12 protein-coding genes are annotated in these 17,791 nt (G+C 62.9%); 5 read left to right on the forward strand and 7 right to left on the reverse strand.

What is annotated here, in order from left to right:
- Positions 1-106: 106 nt before the first annotated feature.
- Together P3T43_RS04085 and P3T43_RS04090 are read right to left on the reverse strand one after the other, a co-directional pair.
- Positions 107-3,619 carry a response regulator gene (locus P3T43_RS04085; protein ID WP_429279758.1) on the reverse strand — a complete coding sequence of 1,171 codons (3,513 nt, stop codon included), beginning with the start codon at positions 3,617-3,619 and terminating at the stop codon, positions 107-109.
- Positions 3,620-4,028: 409 nt separating this feature from the next.
- The gene (locus P3T43_RS04090; protein WP_429280155.1) at positions 4,029-4,130 is read right to left on the reverse strand and encodes an Ada metal-binding domain-containing protein; all 102 of its coding nucleotides are present in this window, start codon (positions 4,128-4,130) and stop codon (positions 4,029-4,031) included.
- Between the two features lie 324 nt (positions 4,131-4,454).
- Here P3T43_RS04090 and P3T43_RS04095 point away from each other — a divergent pair, with 324 nt between their 5' ends.
- The 4 genes from P3T43_RS04095 to P3T43_RS04110 all read left to right on the forward strand — a co-directional run bounded on the left by P3T43_RS04095 (position 4,455) and on the right by P3T43_RS04110 (position 9,187).
- Positions 4,455-4,706 carry a hypothetical protein gene (locus P3T43_RS04095; protein ID WP_429279759.1) on the forward strand — a complete coding sequence of 84 codons (252 nt, stop codon included), beginning with the start codon at positions 4,455-4,457 and terminating at the stop codon, positions 4,704-4,706.
- Positions 4,707-5,024: 318 nt separating this feature from the next.
- Positions 5,025-6,011, forward strand: a complete 987-nt coding sequence (locus P3T43_RS04100; protein WP_429279760.1) for a DedA family protein/thiosulfate sulfurtransferase GlpE — start codon at positions 5,025-5,027, stop codon at positions 6,009-6,011.
- A gap of 117 nt (positions 6,012-6,128) precedes the next feature.
- On the forward strand, positions 6,129-7,844 hold the full coding sequence (locus P3T43_RS04105; RefSeq protein WP_429279761.1) for an FAD-dependent oxidoreductase: 1,716 nt from the start codon (positions 6,129-6,131) through the stop codon (positions 7,842-7,844).
- Between the two features lie 119 nt (positions 7,845-7,963).
- Positions 7,964-9,187 (forward strand): winged helix-turn-helix domain-containing protein, encoded by a 1,224-nt coding sequence (locus P3T43_RS04110; RefSeq protein WP_429279762.1) that lies wholly within the window; start codon positions 7,964-7,966, stop codon positions 9,185-9,187.
- A 15-nt stretch (positions 9,188-9,202) separates the two neighbouring features.
- On the opposite strand, the gene P3T43_RS04115 is transcribed toward P3T43_RS04110, so the two are convergent.
- The 3 genes from P3T43_RS04115 to P3T43_RS04125 all read right to left on the reverse strand — a co-directional run bounded on the left by P3T43_RS04115 (position 9,203) and on the right by P3T43_RS04125 (position 12,822).
- Positions 9,203-9,460 carry a hypothetical protein gene (locus P3T43_RS04115; RefSeq protein WP_429279763.1) on the reverse strand — a complete coding sequence of 86 codons (258 nt, stop codon included), beginning with the start codon at positions 9,458-9,460 and terminating at the stop codon, positions 9,203-9,205.
- Positions 9,461-9,573: 113 nt separating this feature from the next.
- Positions 9,574-11,772, reverse strand: a complete 2,199-nt coding sequence (locus P3T43_RS04120; RefSeq protein ID WP_429280156.1) for a hypothetical protein — start codon at positions 11,770-11,772, stop codon at positions 9,574-9,576.
- A 147-nt stretch (positions 11,773-11,919) separates the two neighbouring features.
- Positions 11,920-12,822, reverse strand: a complete 903-nt coding sequence (locus P3T43_RS04125) for a DMT family transporter (RefSeq protein WP_429279764.1) — start codon at positions 12,820-12,822, stop codon at positions 11,920-11,922.
- A gap of 161 nt (positions 12,823-12,983) precedes the next feature.
- Between P3T43_RS04125 and P3T43_RS04130 the strand changes: the two genes are divergently transcribed.
- Complete coding sequence (locus P3T43_RS04130; RefSeq protein ID WP_429279765.1) at positions 12,984-13,907, forward strand: helix-turn-helix domain-containing protein; 924 nt, start codon at positions 12,984-12,986, stop codon at positions 13,905-13,907.
- 8 nt (positions 13,908-13,915) lie between these two features.
- On the opposite strand, the gene P3T43_RS04135 is transcribed toward P3T43_RS04130, so the two are convergent.
- Together P3T43_RS04135 and P3T43_RS04140 are read right to left on the reverse strand one after the other, a co-directional pair.
- Positions 13,916-16,969, reverse strand: coding sequence for an FAD-binding and (Fe-S)-binding domain-containing protein (locus tag P3T43_RS04135; protein WP_429279766.1), 3,054 nt, complete (start codon positions 16,967-16,969; stop codon positions 13,916-13,918).
- A 21-nt stretch (positions 16,970-16,990) separates the two neighbouring features.
- A complete protein-coding gene (locus P3T43_RS04140; protein WP_429279767.1) occupies positions 16,991-17,755 on the reverse strand; it encodes a 2-keto-4-pentenoate hydratase in 765 nt (254 codons plus the stop codon).
- Positions 17,756-17,791: the final 36 nt, after the last annotated feature.

The following is a 17,791-nucleotide window of genomic DNA, read 5'->3' on the forward strand; positions in this document are numbered from 1 at the left end:
GGAGATGGCCGCATGCGCGATGCATGCGCCCCAGACAACGTGGTTTACGACACGCCGGAAAGAATCTTTAGGCTTACGTATGAAGTAATCGCCTGGAAGAACGGAGCTAGTGCATTGACGCTGACGCTTCCCCTAGACCGAAGTGACTGCGAAGACCCTCATGCAACGCGAGGGCAAGTGCGGCCATCTGCTCGCTCCACTGCGACTGCTTGTGACAGAGGTTTTGCAGTTCACGGCATTGCGCCGCGAACTGCGGTTCTCCTACGATCAGAAACGCGCCCCCTGCGCTATGAGCCCAGTCGCGCAGCGCGAGCCGATCGCGTTGCTCGACAATCGCGGACAACCTCGGCAGGTCGGTACCGAGATGCTCCTTTAGCATCGTGACGTAGCGTGCCTTGGTCTGCGCGTCGAAGGCTTCCGGCGAACCTGCCGGTGATTGCGATGCAGGATCGAGCCTCAAGTCTGACCTCGACTCACGCGAGGAATCCGCCACCGGCGCCTCATCCCCGCCCAACGCGCTGAGTGCCGCCTCCAGTTCGGCGAGCGAGGTCGGCTTGGGAATGTAGCCTGTGAAGCCGCGCTGATGCCATTCTTCGGTTTGCTCCATATCCGTGACTGCACTGAACGCGAACACCGGCAAACCCGGCGACTGGCGACGCAGCGCCGCGAGCAGTTCATAGCCATCCATGACGGGCATGTGGATGTCAGTCAGGACAACATCGACTTCCGTATGCTCGAGCAGCGCCAGCGCCTGGCGGCCGTCGCCGGCGAGAATCGGCTCGCATCCCAACGTCGTCAATTGCTCGACTATCAGAGACTGGTTCAGCGGGTTGTCTTCGGCGACGAGAATCGCCAGCCCCCGCAACGCAGGCTCATCCGACACACCCGGCTGCATGGCGCCACTTACGCCAGCGAGCGGCGAACGGGCGAGCGCGTCGGGCGTCGCCGAGGCGTCCACCGCCGCTCTCGCATACGCCTCGTCATCCTTGCTGGCAGCCAACTCCACCGCCGCCAGAACCGCCACGTGACTGAACTCACTCACTTCGAACACACCGTCAGCGCATAACGTTGGACGATGGGGACCCATGCGCGTAATCCAGACCGCCTTCGCCGGTTGCAAGGCACGCAATGCGGCGATGACATCGAGCCCGTATTCGCCGGTGACGACCAGCACGTCGGGCCGGTTGGCACGCAACCAGTCTTCGGCGGCGCGCACTGCACGGACGCCGTGCGTGAACCATCCTGCGCGATCGAGCCAGCCGCCGATAACCGGTGCGGAATCCGTTTCCTGACACAGCACCATCGCGTTGCCACGCCGGGCTGGTGTGGCAACCGGCACGCGTTGGTCTTCAGGCAAACGCGCGAGCGGAATCGACACGCTGAAACCGCTCCCCACACCTTGCACGCTGTCGACGGCGATATGCCCGCCCATCAAATCGCACAGGCTCGCGCAGATCGAAAGCCCGAGGCCCGTGCCGCCATAGCGGGCAGCCGTGCTGGTTTCGGCCTGGATAAACGGATGAAAGATGCGCGCGACCACCGCCGGGTCCATGCCAATTCCCGAATCGCAGACGCGGCAATGCAAGATGCTGCGTCCCTGCGCGTCTTCCTGCACTTCCGCATTGAGCGTGATTTTCCCGCTGGACGTGAATTTATACGCATTGCTTAGCAGATTATTGACAATCTGCACGATACGCGTGCGGTCGCCGCTCAGCACCTGATCCAGCGTCGGTGACAAATGCGAATAAAAGCGGATCGGCCGACCCTCCGCCATCGGCGCATACGATAGCGCGAGATTTTCGAAGTCGTCGATGGGTCTGAACGATTCGCTAACGAGCTTCAACTCGCCTGCGTCGATCTTCGAGAAATCGAGGATATCGTTGACGACGCGACGCAATGTTTCGGCGGCTGTGCCGAGCGACCGCAAGCGCTGCTCGTGCGTTTCCAGACCCGCTGTACGCGAGAGCAATTCCAGATTGCCCAGCAGTACGTTGAGCGGGGTACGAATCTCGTGGCTCATCGAGGCAAAGAACGTCGAGCGCGCTCGCATCGTCGATTCGGTGGCCTGCTGCGCGGTGCGCAGTTGTTGCTCAAGCGCGTGTTGCGCGGTGACATCGAGGATCGCGCAGAACAGCACGTCGACACCGGTATAACGAGCCGGTGCGCACGTAAATTGCAGAAACTGTTCGCTCTCCCGATGGTTTTTGCCGGGCCGCGCGGGCGCACCGAATACCACGATTTCCGACTCGCTCACGGCGTTGGGTAGCGCGGCAAACTGGGTCTTGAAGGCTGCGACGATGTGTGCGGGCAGCGTATTCGCAGACAGTTCGATATCCAGCAACTCGCCCGCGAGCTCATTGGCGATCAGGATTGAATAGTCGCTCCGCCGGACGATGCACAGACCAATCGGTGTGGCGCTGACGAGGATATGGTTGATCGACTCGCTCTCGAGCATACGCGCCGTTTCGACATGGCTGGTTTGCAACAGGCGCAGCCCCCAGAAGCGGGTGGCGAGCGCAATACCCAGCAACAGGAATATCGCCACACCTGCAATCGCACCCAGTTGCCAGCCTATCGTGGTAATCAGCACGCTCCACGGGATATAGCCGACCAGCGAGCCGAAGCCCGGGATGATCTGCTCTCGCATCACCGCACCGCGACGCGTGTAACGGTAGGCGCCGTCCGGAAGATCCGCGGCGATCGCGCGTAAGTCGCTCTCCAGCGCCGCGCTGCCGGTGGGCAACGAAACTGCCGCGCGCTGGTCATCAGAAAGAAGCAGCAGCGTGCCCCCGCGGCGTTGCTCCGGTAGCCGCCCGATCAACACGTCCACGGGAATGCTCATCGTCACGAGCGTGGTGGGCACATCGCCTGCGTAATAGGTACTGACGGCAGTCATGACCGGCGCGCTCAGCCATGGATCGACATACGGCCCGATCCACACCCGTTCGCCTTTGGCCGGCACGCGCCGCCCGGTTTCGGTCTCCAGCGCATGTTCGAGCATGGCGCGCAGCCTGGCCACGTCCGGGGGCTCGAGGCGCGGCGCGTGGTCACCTGGTCGCGGGTCGTGCGCCGGCAGGATCACGGCATAGTCTTCGCTCACCCCGATCAGCATGGCACGCTGATCGAGTTCGATGGCCTGCTGCGTCACGAGCGTGGACTGGCCTGCCCCGTAGAGCCAGAGCAGTTTGTTGTTGAGCGCGGAGCCCCACTCGTTGCGCGTGGCTTCAGCGACCAGCAGGTCGAAGGGCACGCCCACTGCATCGACCGGGCACCGTGCCACGCCGGTTTGCAGGATCGCCGCTGCGACGCCATCCGGCAGGTTTCGTACCTCGCCGCCGTGCTGGTAATAGGCCAATGTGTGTTCGGTGCGCCGCAGGAACGAGAGCTCCTGATGCAGGAGCAGCGAGACGTCGGAGGCATATTGCGTGGCGAGCGAGCGGCGGTATTCCAGTTGCTTGCCGGCCGCCAGCACCGCAAGCAGCAGCGCCGAAAGAACCACGATTGCCATCAACGTGACGATGGCCGTCAGATAGAGCGATTGCTGGCGTTTCGCGTTTCGCGCCAGCGAAGCAAACGCCTCGGCGAGCGACGCCTGGGTATGGTCGAGGATCTTCTGCATCGGGTCAGGTCGTTCGCGTTGTTTTTACAGGCAGACCGCTGCGCAGGCTGATCGCGAGCCGCAATGTCTGCAGGCCACACCGCACCTTCCAGCGCAGTGTAACGCTTTTGAAGGGCTCGTCAAACGCGACGCAGACGACATGAACGAACACGGGCGCGCCCACCGTTTACGCTTACAGAAGTCGCGCCGGAGCCGATCCCGGCACTCTCTGCGGACCCTCGCACTGTGAGGCCGCTAATGCTCCCAGATCGAGCCGCGCGGCAACGCTTAAGTCTGATAGATCGGCGTTACTCCCACCTCGACAAAGACTCGCGTGCGGCTCAGCATATGCCCGTCAGCGCCCTGGTTGTGCGGGGCCGGCTGACCCGAGTAATAACGGCGTTTAATGGCCCGTCCTTCATCGGACGGGCTATTTTTTGTCTGCGTCATTTCTATCATGCCGGCGCGCCAGGCAATCCAGGCGGCAAAAAATACCTGACGAAGTCACCGCAATATAAAACCGCGCCCGAATCCCCGGTCAACGATGATGCGGGTCGCTTCGTTTACAGGAAATAGCTGCGCGCGTTCGCCGCATAAACCGCCTAACCGCGCCACGCGTCAGGGCCGTGACAATCGCGTGGAATCGTTGCACCGCAGCGGGGCACGAAAAATGCATCTTGCGACGCAATGAGTCGCGTTAAACTGGCTGCCACTGCGGAGTGGGCATCGCGCATCGCAATGCGTGGCGCGGCTCTCCGAGGTGCGTGGGATGTCGCGGTATCAGCGGGGCGCAAAAAGACAGCGCGCCACGCTGCCCTTACAATGGCTTCATCAACAACGAACGAGGACAACTTCGATGCGCACTACCGGGTCTTCCGGGTCAATGGCCCTGCTCACCGAATACGACGACGCAACGGCGCGCGAACTCCGCTCGCTGCGCCTCGAATCGACAGAAGACGGCAAGGGTATTCTTCTGATCGAAGTCGACGAACGCAAGCCTGGCATTCACCGCGAAGTGCGTTATGAAATCACGCCCGCGGAACTGATTGCGACCATTCGTGCGCACGGCGCCGAATTGCCGGGCGAACAACACAATCATCGTACCTAACCGGTTGGCGACACTGGCGCACGCGAATGCCGCGCGCCGGCCGCCAACGCTCATCTGCACGCTTCGCCGCAGACTCTATCTGCAAGCCTTCCTTGCAAGCTCGTCTGCACCTTCATTGAAGCTTCGTTTGAAACATTAACTGGCCGGACGGAACCTCGCTTCATGCGGTCGTCTCCACCCGCCGTGCCTGACCCAGCAGGGCTTCTGCCGCTTCATCCGCGCACTACATTACCGGACGCTTGCGCGTCACGGAAATGCGTCCATAATCGTTAACTTACATCTTCGCTTCCCACCGGCAACGGCTGTGGAAGTAAGCCAATGCTACATGACCTCGTCGAGCAGTACGGGCCTGCGCTCGTCTTTGCCAATGTGCTTGCTGCATCGCTTGGGTTGCCTGTGCCCGCGATGCCGTGCCTCGTCCTGTTCGGGGCGGCCGCCGCCATGCACCCGGCCACTGTCGGCACGCAACTCGCTGCGGTGCTGATCCTGGCGATCTTCGCCACGCTGATCGGCGATAGTGTCTGGTATCTCGCCGGCCGCATCTACGGCGGCAACACGCTGAAAACACTCTGCAAGCTGTCGCTCTCGCGTGACTCCTGCGTCAAGAAGACCGAGCGGTTCTTCGGCCGCTGGGGCGTGCGCGTGCTTGCGGTGGCGAAATTCGTCCCGGGCCTCGCGATCGTCTCCATTCCTATGGCCGGTGCGATGGGCACGAAATATCGCACCTTCCTGACCTACGACAGCATCGGCGCCGCGCTGTGGTCCGGCACCGGTCTCGTCATCGGCGCCATGTTCGCGCAGCAGATCGACATGCTGATGGCTGGCGCGGGCCGTCTTGGGCGGATGGCGGGCGTCGTGATTCTGGTGTTGCTGCTGCTCTATGCAACGTATCGCTGGATCCGGCGGCGCCAGCTCATCGCAAAGCTGGCCACGGCCCGCATGGAAATCGACGAGCTCGACAAACTGATCGAGGCCGGCAAGCCGCCGGTCCTGTTCGACATCCGCTCGCGCGAAAAGCGCAAGCTCGATCCGTTCGTGATCCCAGGCACGCAATTCGCCGACGAACGTCAGCTCAACGAAATCATCGCGAAGTACGCGCCGGATCAAAAGCTTGTCATTTATTGCTCGTGCCCGAATGAAATTTCGGCCGCATGGATGGCCAAACAACTCAACGAAGCGGGCTTCATCGACGTGCTGCCGCTGCGCGGCGGTCTCGACGCCTGGCGCGACGCCGGCCGGCAACTCGAACCGCTGGACGAAGAGCCGGTGCCCGAAGTGCATGCTGGCGTCGCGCCGGCGGTGTAACACGCCCCGCCGCCACGCGCCAGTTGCCACCCGGTTGCTGCCGGCCGCTACTGGTTGCTGATGGCCCGCGCTGCCCGCTGGACCCGTTGCTGAACCAAAAAACAGAAGGAGCGGTTGATGGTCGAGATTGAAGAAGCCGAAGCACAACAACAACAAACTGTAGTCGCCGACGCCCCGTTCTCCTCGCTCGCGACGCGGGAACATCAGATGTTCCCCAACCTCACCTGGGAAGAAATCGACAGGTTGCGCAAATTCGGTGAAGTGCAGCACTTCGAATCGGGTCAGCTGCTGTTCGAAACCGGCCATATCGGCGCGGGAATGTTCGTGACACTGGCAGGACGCGTCAAGATTTTCCAACGCGACGGATTGGGGCGCGAGCGCCTCGTCTCCGAGCGCGGCCCAAGGCAGTTCCTCGCCGAAGTGGGTCAATTGTCCGGGCGCGTGTGTCTCGTCAGCGGCATGGCGGTTCAACCTGTCGACGCGCTGCTGATTACGCCTATCCGCCTGCGTGCCCTGATCGTCGCAGAAGCCGAACTGGGTGAGCGCATCATGCGTGCGCTGATTCTGCGGCGCGTCTCGCTGATCGAAAAAGGCGCGGGTGGCCCGATCCTGGTGGGCAAGAGCAATGACTCGCGGCTCGTCTCGCTGCAGGGGTTCTTGTCGCGCAATGGTCACCCGCATTCGGTGATCGACGAACGCGACGAAGACGCGCTCATCCTGATCGAACAATTCGGCGCGCAACCGGAAGATCTGCCGCTGGTGATCTGCCCGGACGGGTCCGTGCTACGGCATCCGAGCGACCCGCACCTCGCCACCTGCCTCGGCATGCTTCCCGAGCTCGACGCGTCGCTGATTTACGACGTGGCCATCGTCGGCGCCGGCCCTGCCGGACTCGCCACGGCCGTGTACGCAGCCTCGGAAGGCCTCTCGGTGATCGTGCTCGACAGCCGCGCGCCGGGCGGTCAGGCGGGCGCCAGCTCGCGCATCGAAAACTATCTGGGCTTTCCGACTGGCATCACCGGTCAGGCGCTGGCTGGCCGCGCGTTCGTGCAGGCGCAGAAGTTCGGCGCGCACGTCGCGATTCCGGTCAAGGTCAAAGCTTTGCATTGCGAAGAGTCGCCGCACCGCCTCGAACTCAAGTGCGGCGGCAGCGTGAAGGCGCGCACCATCGTGATTGCGAGCGGTGCGGTATACCGCCGGCCCGCGATTGAAGGACTCGAGCGTTTCGACGGACGCGGCGTCTACTACTGGGCCTCGCCGGTCGAAGCCAAGCTGTGCAAGCGCGAGGAAATCGTGCTGGTGGGCGGCGGCAATTCCGCCGGGCAGGCCATTGTCTATCTCGCGACGCACGCGGCCAAAGTGCACGTACTGATCCGCCGCAGCGGCTTCGAAGCAACCATGTCGCGCTATCTGATCGACCGGATCCGTTCGCTGCCGAATGTGTTCGTGCATCCGAACACGGAGATCGGGCAGCTCGACGCGGACGACGTCGGCCTTGCATCGGTCGTATTGAAAGAGCCGTTACCGGATGGCACGGATCGTTTCGACACGCGTCATCTGTTCCTCTTCACCGGTGCGGACCCCAACACGGAATGGCTGCAAACCTGCGGTGTGCAGCTCGATTCGAAGGGCTTTGTGCTGACCGGTGCGAAAGGCCTGAACTCCACCTGCGATCTGGGCACGACCGTGGATGGCGTATTCGCCATCGGCGATGCGCGCGCCGGCTCGACCAAGCGGGTCGCGGCAGCCGTCGGCGAGGGAGCCGCCGTGGTCTCGCAGATCCATACGATGCTGGCGATGGTCACCGGAGAAGCCGTCGCGCTGGGTGCATGACGCGTTCGCGCTAAAGTAGCGGTTGTCCGGCTGGGCGACGCATTGTCGGTCCGCCTCACGCCGCTACTTTTCCAGCGCGCCAACCGCGCCGGTGCCATTCCACTCAGCGATCCGACCGCGTGAAGACTCTCCCGTTATCTGCCGCCCGTACTCTCCATCTCGCCGCGCAGGGTCTGTTGACCCCGCCGCGCCGCAAAGCCACCAAAGCCGACGTCCTCGATGCGATCCGCCGCATGGCGCAGTTGCAGATCGACACGATTCACGTCGTCGCCCGCAGCCCTTATCTGGTTCTGTTCAGCCGTCTCGGTGCCTACACGCCGCAATGGCTCGACGAGCATCTCGCCGAAGGCAAGCTTTTCGAATACTGGTCGCACGAGGCCTGCTTCGTGCCGATCGAGGATTACGGCCTGCTGCGCCACCGCATGCTGGACCCCAGCGGCATGGGCTGGAAATACGCCGCGGAGTGGCACGAGAAGTACCGCAAAGAGATTGACCTCCTCCTCGAGCAGATTCGCGCAAACGGGCCGGTGCGCTCGGCGGACTTCGTCCGCGAGACTGGCAAGAGTGACGGCTGGTGGGACTGGAAGCCGGAGAAGCGGCACCTCGAAGTGCTGTTCGCCATCGGTCAATTGATGGTAGCCGAGCGGCGCAATTTCCATCGTGTCTACGATCTGGCGGAGCGCGTCCTGCCGGGCTGGAACGACAAGCGCGATCTGCAACCGGCAGAGGCCGTCGCCCAGGAAGTGCTGCGACGCAGTTGCCGGGCGTTAGGCGTGGCGCGCGCCGATTGGGTGGCCGATTACTACCGGCTGCCGCGCCGCCCGTATGTCGATGCGCTGCACGCACTGGCCGACCAGGGCGAGTTGATCCCGGTTCGGGTAGACGGATGGAAGCAGGATACCTTCGTGCATCGCGAGTTCGCCCCGCTGATCGACGATGCAAGCAGCGGCAAACTGGCCTCGACGGTGACGACATTGCTGTCGCCGTTCGATCCGGTTGTGTGGGATCGCAAGCGCGCTGCGGCGCTCTTCGACTTCGATTATGCGATTGAGTGCTACACGCCCGCGGCCAAGCGCAAATACGGCTATTTCGTGCTGCCGATTCTGAACCGCGGCAAACTGGTAGGCCGCGCCGATGCCAAGGCGCACCGCTCGAGCGGCATCTTCGAACTGAAGGCGGTTCACCTGGAACCCGGGGTGCGAGTCAGCGGCCGACTCGCCGCCGACCTTCAGCGCGCATTCCAGCGCTGCGCGGACTGGCACGGCACGCCGACACTGCAGATCACCTCGGCGCCGAACGCTTTGCTGGAAGCGCTCGCCGCGCAGGAAAGCGTGGAAGCCTGAATCCGCAGACCAATTTCAGTGTTCAAGCTTGACCCGTAATTCACGGGCCGTTTCCAGCAAGCCTTCATACCCTGAGCGGGCGTGCTCGGGCAGGTCCGGGTCGCCAACCAGGGTGCCGAGCGTCTCGATCAGACTATACAACAGCCCTCTGGCTGCGCCCGATGCAATGCCGCCCGAACTCACCAACTGGTCGACGTGGTTGATCGCTGCGTCGAGGTGCTCGATATCGGGCTTTTCGCCCGTTTGCTGGTTTTGCGAAGCATCGCGCGTCATGATGGAAGGTGTCTCCCTTTATGGCGGTGGTGAATGGAACCCTAACGTTGTTATATACCGATCGCGTTCGATCGTCCATTCGCCGCGCCCTTAGCCACCAAGGCGCTAAGGTGCTACGGCGCGGGCGTCCACCGATACAGCAGGATCTTGGCGCGCGCGTCGTCCTCCACCAGCACGTCGTATTCACCGTTATCGCGCTCCACCGCGTTGATGCCGAGATAGACATCGACCCAACCGCTCGTGTTGCCCACACTCGCGCCGGGCGTCATATAACCGACCGCCTGACCTGAGCGCGCATCGTACACATCGATCTTCTGCGTAAACAACTCGGCCACGAAGATATAGTGGCCCGCCACTGCGACACCCACCGTCGTCACCGGTGGGTCGCTTTGTGTATTCCACGGCAGTGCGATCGTGTAGATCAACGACGGATTGCCCGTACTCCAGTTGTCGTAACGCGCCAGCAGCGGACCAGCTTCTTTCCATAGCGTCGTGTTCCATGGACTCGCGGCCGTAAAGCCAGTCACGTACATCGTATCGGTCTGCGGGACGTAGACGAGGCGCCCGAGCCGGTTGAACTGCGGCGGCATCGCAAACCATTTGGCGCCGGTGTACTGATAGATCGGATTGCCGTACGGGTCGAGGCCCTGCAGCGGCATTTCACGGATACCGCTCACGGGTGTCGCGAGCCAGACGTTGCTGGCGCTGTCCACCCACCAGAAACCGTCGCCTACCGTGCTGCCCGTGGACGGGTTGCTGGTGATCTCGTTCGCATCGAGCACGCCATCTCCATTGCTGTCACGCCACATCCACTCGCCGTACGCGGGCTGCCCAGCCGGCCACGTGCCGGGGATCGGATTCTCGGCCAGCAAGCCAGAAGGAATGGCGACTTCGCCGTGGTCCGTGTTGAAGCGATACACGCTCAAATAGTGCGAGTATGGATCGAGCGTGTACAGATACGGCTGGCCATTGATCCGGCGGACCATCGGCTCGCCGCGCACGCCGCGAGTCAGATGGAACGAGGGGTCGTTCGGGTAAGCGAAGCGGTTCAGCGTAAAGCCCGCGTACGACCATTCCTTCCCGGCGGGCTGGCTGTAATCGAGCGAGAAGCGTTTCGAACCACTAAACACGCTAGCGGTGTTGGCCGGATCGAAGTCGCCGCTGTCGACGAAGGTCAGCCCATACAGACGCCAGTTGAGTTGCCGCGAAACGAATCCATAGCTTTCGAGCACCGCGCCTTCGCCGACTGTCGCTGAACCGATCGGCCGCGGTCCTTCGCCGTTCTGTCCTACGTACAAGTTGCCGCTCTGATCAAAACCCACGCCGGTGATGCCGTTGAAGCGCCAGTTCCCGGGCGTGCCTTCAACCGTATGAAAGAGGCCCGCGCGCGTGCCGAGCGCCGTGTCGAGTCGCGTCTGACCGCCACCGATCTTGTCGAACACGAGGATCTGTTGCGAGGGGCTATTGTCCGCCACGAGAATCTGCCCCGACGGGGCAATGGCAAGCGCGGTAGGGATCGTGCCGGCCGGCAACGGCAGGACCCCCGCCAGCGGCGCGCCGGTGTTCGAACAGTGCACGACACTCGCACCGCTCGCCGAATCGAAACCGCTGATGACCCAAAGCGTCGAGTCAGTATCGATGACGATGCGGCCCGGTGCCGGCACGCTCCATGAACGCACTTGCCGCATGGTTTGCGCGTCGAGCACGACGATGCGGTTGCCGTAGGTATCGGCTACGTAGACTTCGCTGTCGGTGGCGGCAAGTCCGCGAATGCCCGCGTCGATGCCCGCCGTCACCGCCTCGACGCGTAGAAAACTGTCTTTGGTGACATTCGCGCTGTTGCCGATGCCGGAGGCGAACGGCGCACCGAGCGCAATGTTCGACACCAGACGCCGGGTGATGCCGAACCACGTCTGATTCTGCGGCGGATAGTCCGCGCCCACCAGCGCGTTGCTTTCGTTGCCAATTGACATCGCAGCGTATAGATACGTGTCGTTGCTGGCGACCGCATCGCCGCCAGCGGCGCCCCAGCCGTGCGTATTGCCGGCTACCGCGAGCTTATTACCGTTCTGATAGGAAGCGATTTCACTACCGCTTTCATCCCATGGCGAATTGGTATAAACCGTGCCATTCGCCGCGACATAGATGGATTGAATATCCTGCTGCATCCATTTTCCGTTACCGAATCCAGAACTATTGCCGATCCACGAAGTGGTATAGGTCAGCTGCGCCTGAGCAAGCGCAACACAGGGCCAGATGCCTTGAACAACGAGCAGGGCCGCGCCGAAGCGAGAAGACAGTTTCACGATCATTTCCTTGCGAAGGCGACTCATCCTCGCATATTTTTCGTGGAAATTAATCGATAAAAATTCGTTTTAGAATGGCAATAGAAATCTCAATTCTAGATGCATCAATTGAATTGAAATTACGGACTGTTTCCCGGCATATCTTTTCAAATATTACGTGTTGGGCAAAATTTTCCGCGCAAAGACACGCCGCGTCAGATCGAACGCCACCAGATTGCCGGCCACCACCAGCACGAGGCCAATGACGGCCAGTAAGGTCCAGTGATAGCCCTCGAACACCGTCGATATCGCCAGCGCGACAATCGGAAACAGCACAGTGCAATAGGCGGCTCGCTCCGGCCCCATGCGTCCGACCAGCATCAGGTAAGCCGTGAAGCCGATCACCGAACCGAACACGGCCAGATAGGCGAGCGCGCCCAGATACCGTACATCGGGTTCGACTCTGAACGACAGGCCGGCCAAGGCGCTCCCCACGGTCAGGATGCTGGCGCCGATCAGCATGGCCCAGCTATTGGTGACGAGCGGGTGCAGGCCCATCGATTGCATCCGGCTCGACAGCAGGCTGCCCGTGGAAAAGCACAAGGTACCGAGGAACGCGATCCCCATTCCCAGCCACGCGGCATTGTCGCCAAGGTGCCCGGCCATCTGCGGCACGAACAGACATAGAATGCCCAAGAGACCCAGCAACGCGCCCAGGATAACCGTGGGTTGCAGCGGACGTCCCATGAACAGCCGGCCGTTGATCGAATTCAGCAGCGGGGCGATCGAGAAAATCACCGCCACCAGACCACTCGGCACAACCTGCTCGGCGTAGTAGAAGCACAGAAAGTTGCAGCAGAACAACGCCAGCCCCTGCGCCACCAGGAATCGCCACGCGGCACGCGGCGGCCAGATCGGCCGGCGCATGATGCGCAGCAGGGCAAACAGGATGAGCGCGGCGAGCCCAAAACGCCAGGCGATCGACACCGGCGGCGGCACCACCCCGAGTTGCCATTTGATGGCGATCCACGTGCTGCCCCAGATCAGGACGGTTAAAGCGTAGAGAAACAGGTTCATGGCAAGACTTGCGGGAATGAAATTCGGGGATTCGACTGCCCGACTGTGCGCCTGCGAACCGCCCTTCACTTGTCCAGGATTGCGCACTTCTTTGCTGGGGCGAGCGGCGGCGGCACCGCACGCTCTATACTGGACGCCATATCATTCGCCCTTCTCTAGCCGTGAACACCAGTCTGCCCAGCACCGTGATCGACCCCGCCGAGACGCCATTTGGCCTTCACTCGGTGTGTCACACGCTGCGCGACGCCAATGCGACGCTGCAACGCTTCGCCTGGCTCGGCGACCAGCTGGCCATAGCGGAGTGGACCCGCGAGACCGAAGAGGCCGAAACCGTCTACGACAATCCCGGTCATCACACGCTGTCGTGCTATATCGACGGCGGTTATCGCACCGAGCGCCAGAAAATGCCGGGGCTGTATGGCGCGCCCACGCGGCTTTGCGCGCTGCCCGGCGACCATCAATCGCGCTGGTGGGTGCGCGGTCAGATGCATTTCATGCACCTGTATTTCTTGCCGGAGCACTTCACGCAGCGCGCCGTGCGGGAACTCGACCGGGAACCGCGTGAAGTGACGCTGGCCGACCGCACCTATTTCGAAGACGCCCGCATTGCCACCCTGTGCCAGTCCTTGACCCACCAAAGCTGGGATGACGCCGACGGCCTGTTGCGGACCAACGAAACGGCGCACGAAGTCTTGAGCCTGCTACTGCGCTCGCAAGGGGTGAGTCGCATGGACCCCGCGCTAAAGGGCGGCCTGTCGGTCGCGACGCGCCGCCGGTTGCGCGACTATATCGACGCGCATTTGACCCAGCCGCTGACGCTCGGCGATCTGGCCGAGACGGCCTGTCTGTCGGAGTACCACCTGGCGCGGATGTTCCGCACCTCGTTCGGTCTGCCGCCGGCTGCGTGGATTGCCCAGCAGCGGGTCGAGCGGGCGCGCCTGCTGTTGCGCACCACCACGCTGCCGCTCGCCCAGGTGGCGGCGCGTTGCGGCTATGCCAACGCGAGCCACTTCAGCCACCGCTTCCGCGAAGCGGTGGGCGTGGCGCCGATGCAGTACCGTCAGGCCATCGGCGTGGCGGCATAAGGCTGCGGTTACTTCAACGCCATCGCCAGCACACGGGCCACGTGCACCGCATCCACGCCGGCGCCATCAAGAATCTGATGCCGGCAACTGGTGCCGTCGGCCACCATCACCGTGTCGGCGCCGATCTTGCGGACCGCCGGCAGCAACGATAACTCCGCCATCGCCTGCGAGGTCTCGTAGTGCTCGGCTTCGTAACCGAAACTGCCGGCCATCCCGCAACAGGATGATTCGACCGTCGACACCTCCAGTTCAGGAATCCACTTCAGGACGGTTTGCACGGGCGTGAAGGCATCGAAGGCCTTCTGATGGCAATGGCCGTGCACGAGGGCTTTTTCCGCAGGAAGCGGCTTGAGTTCCAGCGTCAGACGCCCGGCCTTCTGCTCGCGCACCAGAAACTCCTCGAACAGGAATGCCGACTTCGAAAGCCGCTGCGCTTCCTCGCCGAAGCCATAGTGGAGAAACTCGTCGCGCAACGACAGCAGACACGACGGTTCGAGCCCGACAATCGGCACACCGCGTTCGACAAATGGCCGGAACATGTCCAGCATGCGCCGGGCTTCGTGTTTCGCTTCGTCCACCAGACCCGCAGCGAGGAACGTGCGGCCGCAACAGACTGGCCGCTCGCCTTCGCGCGTATTGAAGTGCACGGCATAGCCCGCCGCCTCCAGCACCTGCTGCGCAGCACGCGCATTCTCCGGCTCCATGTGGTTGTTGAACGTATCGACGAACAACAACACTTCCTTCACGGCACCATCGGCATTCGAGCGCGATTTTGCCGAGCCGGCGGACTCCCGCGTGCCCGTTGCTACCGCGCTCGCGAGGAACGACTTGCTGAAGCGCGGCAGCGTCCGTTGCGGGGCGAAGCCCACGGTCTGCTTGAACCACGTGGACAGCACTGGCACGTTGTCGGCCAGCGCCATCAAACCGGGCACCTTGCTCGCGAATGGTGCATAGCGCGGCATGAATGCCACCAGCCGGTCCCGCACGCTCAGACCCTGCCGCTTGACACGCGCCGCGCGTGCCTCGATCTTGAACTTCGCCATATCGACGCCCGTCGGACAATCGCGCTTGCAGCCCTTACACGACACGCACAGATCGAGCGTGTCTTTGACGTCGTCGCTCGCCAGCCCTTCCTCGCCGAGTTGTCCTGAGATCGCGAGACGCAATGTATTGGCCCGGCCACGTGTCACGTGCTGCTCGTCCTTCGTCACGCGGTAACTCGGACACATCGTACCCGCGTCGAATTTTCGGCAATGGCCATTGTTGTTGCACATCTCGACGGCCCTGGCGAGGCCGCCGGACAGGTCACTGCCGCTTCCCGGCAAGCTCTCTTCGCCGGTACGCGGATGACGTTCGACGTTCCATGCGGACCAGTCGAGCGCCGTCTGAATCGCGCGCTCGCGATAGCCCGGCGCAAAGCGGAAATTGCCGGCGTCGTCCATCTTCGGCGGTCGCACGATCTTGTCGGGGTTGAAGCGATTGTCCGGATCGAACAGCGCCTTGATCTCGCTGAACGCCTGGTTCAGACGCGGCCCGTATTGCCATGCCACCCATTCGCCGCGGCACAGCCCATCGCCGTGCTCGCCGGAATACGCACCCTTGTACTCCTGCACGAGCGCCGCCGCTTCTTCCGCGATCGCACGCATCTTGAGCGCGCCGTCGCGCCGCATATCCAGAATCGGCCGCACGTGCAGCGTGCCGACGCTCGCATGCGCATACCACGTGCCCTCCGTGCCGTGACGGTGGAACACTTCGGTCAGCTTGCTCGTGTATTCGGCCAGATGTTCGAGCGGCACCGCGCAGTCTTCGATGAAGGACACCGGCTTGCCGTCGCCCTTCATGCTCATCATGATGTTGAGGCCCGCCTTGCGGACCTCCCACAAGGCTTTCTGCTCGTTCGCGTCCGGCATCTGCACGACCGATTCCGGCAAGCCGAGATCCGCCATCAGTTCGGTCAGTTGCTTCAGACCGGCGACTTGCGCGTCGCGGCTCTCGCCGGCGAATTCCACCAGCAGGATCGCTTCCGGACGGCCCACCAGCGCCTTTTCGATGACCGGACGAAACGCCGGATTGCTGATTGCCAGGTCGATCATCGTGCGGTCGACCAGTTCCACTGCCACGGGCTTGAGCTTGACGATGTGCTGCGTCAAATCCATGGCCTGCCAGAAGGTCGGAAAGTTGACCACGCCAAGCGCCTTGTGCGCGGGCAACGGCGCGAGCTTCAGCGTCAACTGGCGGCTGAACGCCAGCGTGCCTTCCGAGCCGACCAGCAGGTGCGCGAGGTTGGCGACGCCGTCATCGGTATACGCACGCGGATTCTGGCAATCGAACACGTCGATGTTGTAGCCCGCCACGCGCCGCAGCACCTTCGGCACGCGCGCGACAATCTCGTCGCGCTCACGCAGCGCGATGCGCTGCACGCCTTCGACGATCTGCTGCAGACGCGCCCCTTGCGGCGCGTCGCGCAGCGACCCGAAGCGCGCCTCGCTGCCATCGGCGAGGATCGCCTCGATGGCCTCGACGTTGTGCACCATGTTGCCGTACTCGATCGAGCGCGAGCCGCACGAATTGTTGCCGGCCATCCCGCCGATCGTGCATTGCGCCGCCGTCGATACATCCACCGGGAACCACAGCCCATGCGGCTTGAGCCAGGCGTTGAGATGATCCAGCACGACGCCGGGTTCCACCGTCACAGTCAGCGCTTGTGCATCGAACGCGACGATATTGTTCAGCCACTTGCTGGTGTCGATCACCAGCGCCTCGCCGACGGTTTGCCCGCACTGGCTCGTGCCCGCTCCACGCGCGAGCAAGGGCACCTTCTCGCTGCGCGCGACTTCGAGCGTGAGGCGCAGGTCTTCCTGGTCACGCGGCACGACGACGCCAATCGGCGTGATCTGGTAGATCGACGCATCCGTGGCATAACGTCCGCGGCTCGCTGCATCGAACAGCACGTCGCCATGCAAGGCTTCGCGCAGGCGCCTCGCGAGCGGCGTCGTCATGCGTGCGCTGGACGGCACCAGATGAATGGGTTTGACGAGCAAGGGGGAAGCGGCATTCGTCATATCGTCGGCCCGAAGAAATCTTTAGTAGAGCGTCACACTCACGGGCGCAAGCCCTTCGATCCGGCCACTTGCCGTGCCTGCGCTCTGCGGGAAAAACATGCCGGTGTACGAACCGGCCGTCACTACCATCTCCGGCGTAACGGCCACGCCTCGATGCACGGCGGAGTGATTGACGAGCCACGTGAGCAGCCGGCGCGGATCGCCGGCCGGGTTGGCCGCGGCGGCGAGCACGACGTCGCGCCCCTCGAAACTGAAGCGCAGCGACGGCGCGACAAACGGAAAGTCGGCACGGTAAGGCGCGAATTCACCAACGACGAGTGCACCGTTATTCTGCAGGTCGGCGAGTTGCGCGAGTTTGTCGACGTTCGGCCATGCCGCGTAGCGGCTCGCGACGACTTCAATGGTTGTGCCAAACGATCCGATTCCAGCCAGCACTTCAGCTTCGCTGTATGGCGCGCTGGCCGGCTCGAAGCGGCGGCCAAAGCGAAACGCAATCTCCAGTTCGAGCGCCAGCGGCGCGAATGCATCACGCGCCAGTTTCGCGCCGTCGGCATGGACATCGGCGGCCGGCAGCGGCGCGCCCTGGATCGGTCCCGTTTCCGACTTCGCGCCGATCTTCCAGCCACCAATCTGCGCGCCCGACACACGCAGAATCTCGTGCTGGATCGCATAGGCGGCGTCGGCGTCAGCCGGTACCTGTTCCGGCGGCAAGGTGTCGAGCGTCACGTGACGGGCCCGCGCGTCGACTAGACGCTGGCTCAAGGGGGACATGTCGGATGAGGTCATCGTTACGTTGTTATCGGTTCTGTGGTTGAAAATTGC

The sequence above is a fragment of the Paraburkholderia sp. GAS41 genome, assembly GCF_050436545.1.
Lineage (GTDB): Bacteria > Pseudomonadota > Gammaproteobacteria > Burkholderiales > Burkholderiaceae > Paraburkholderia.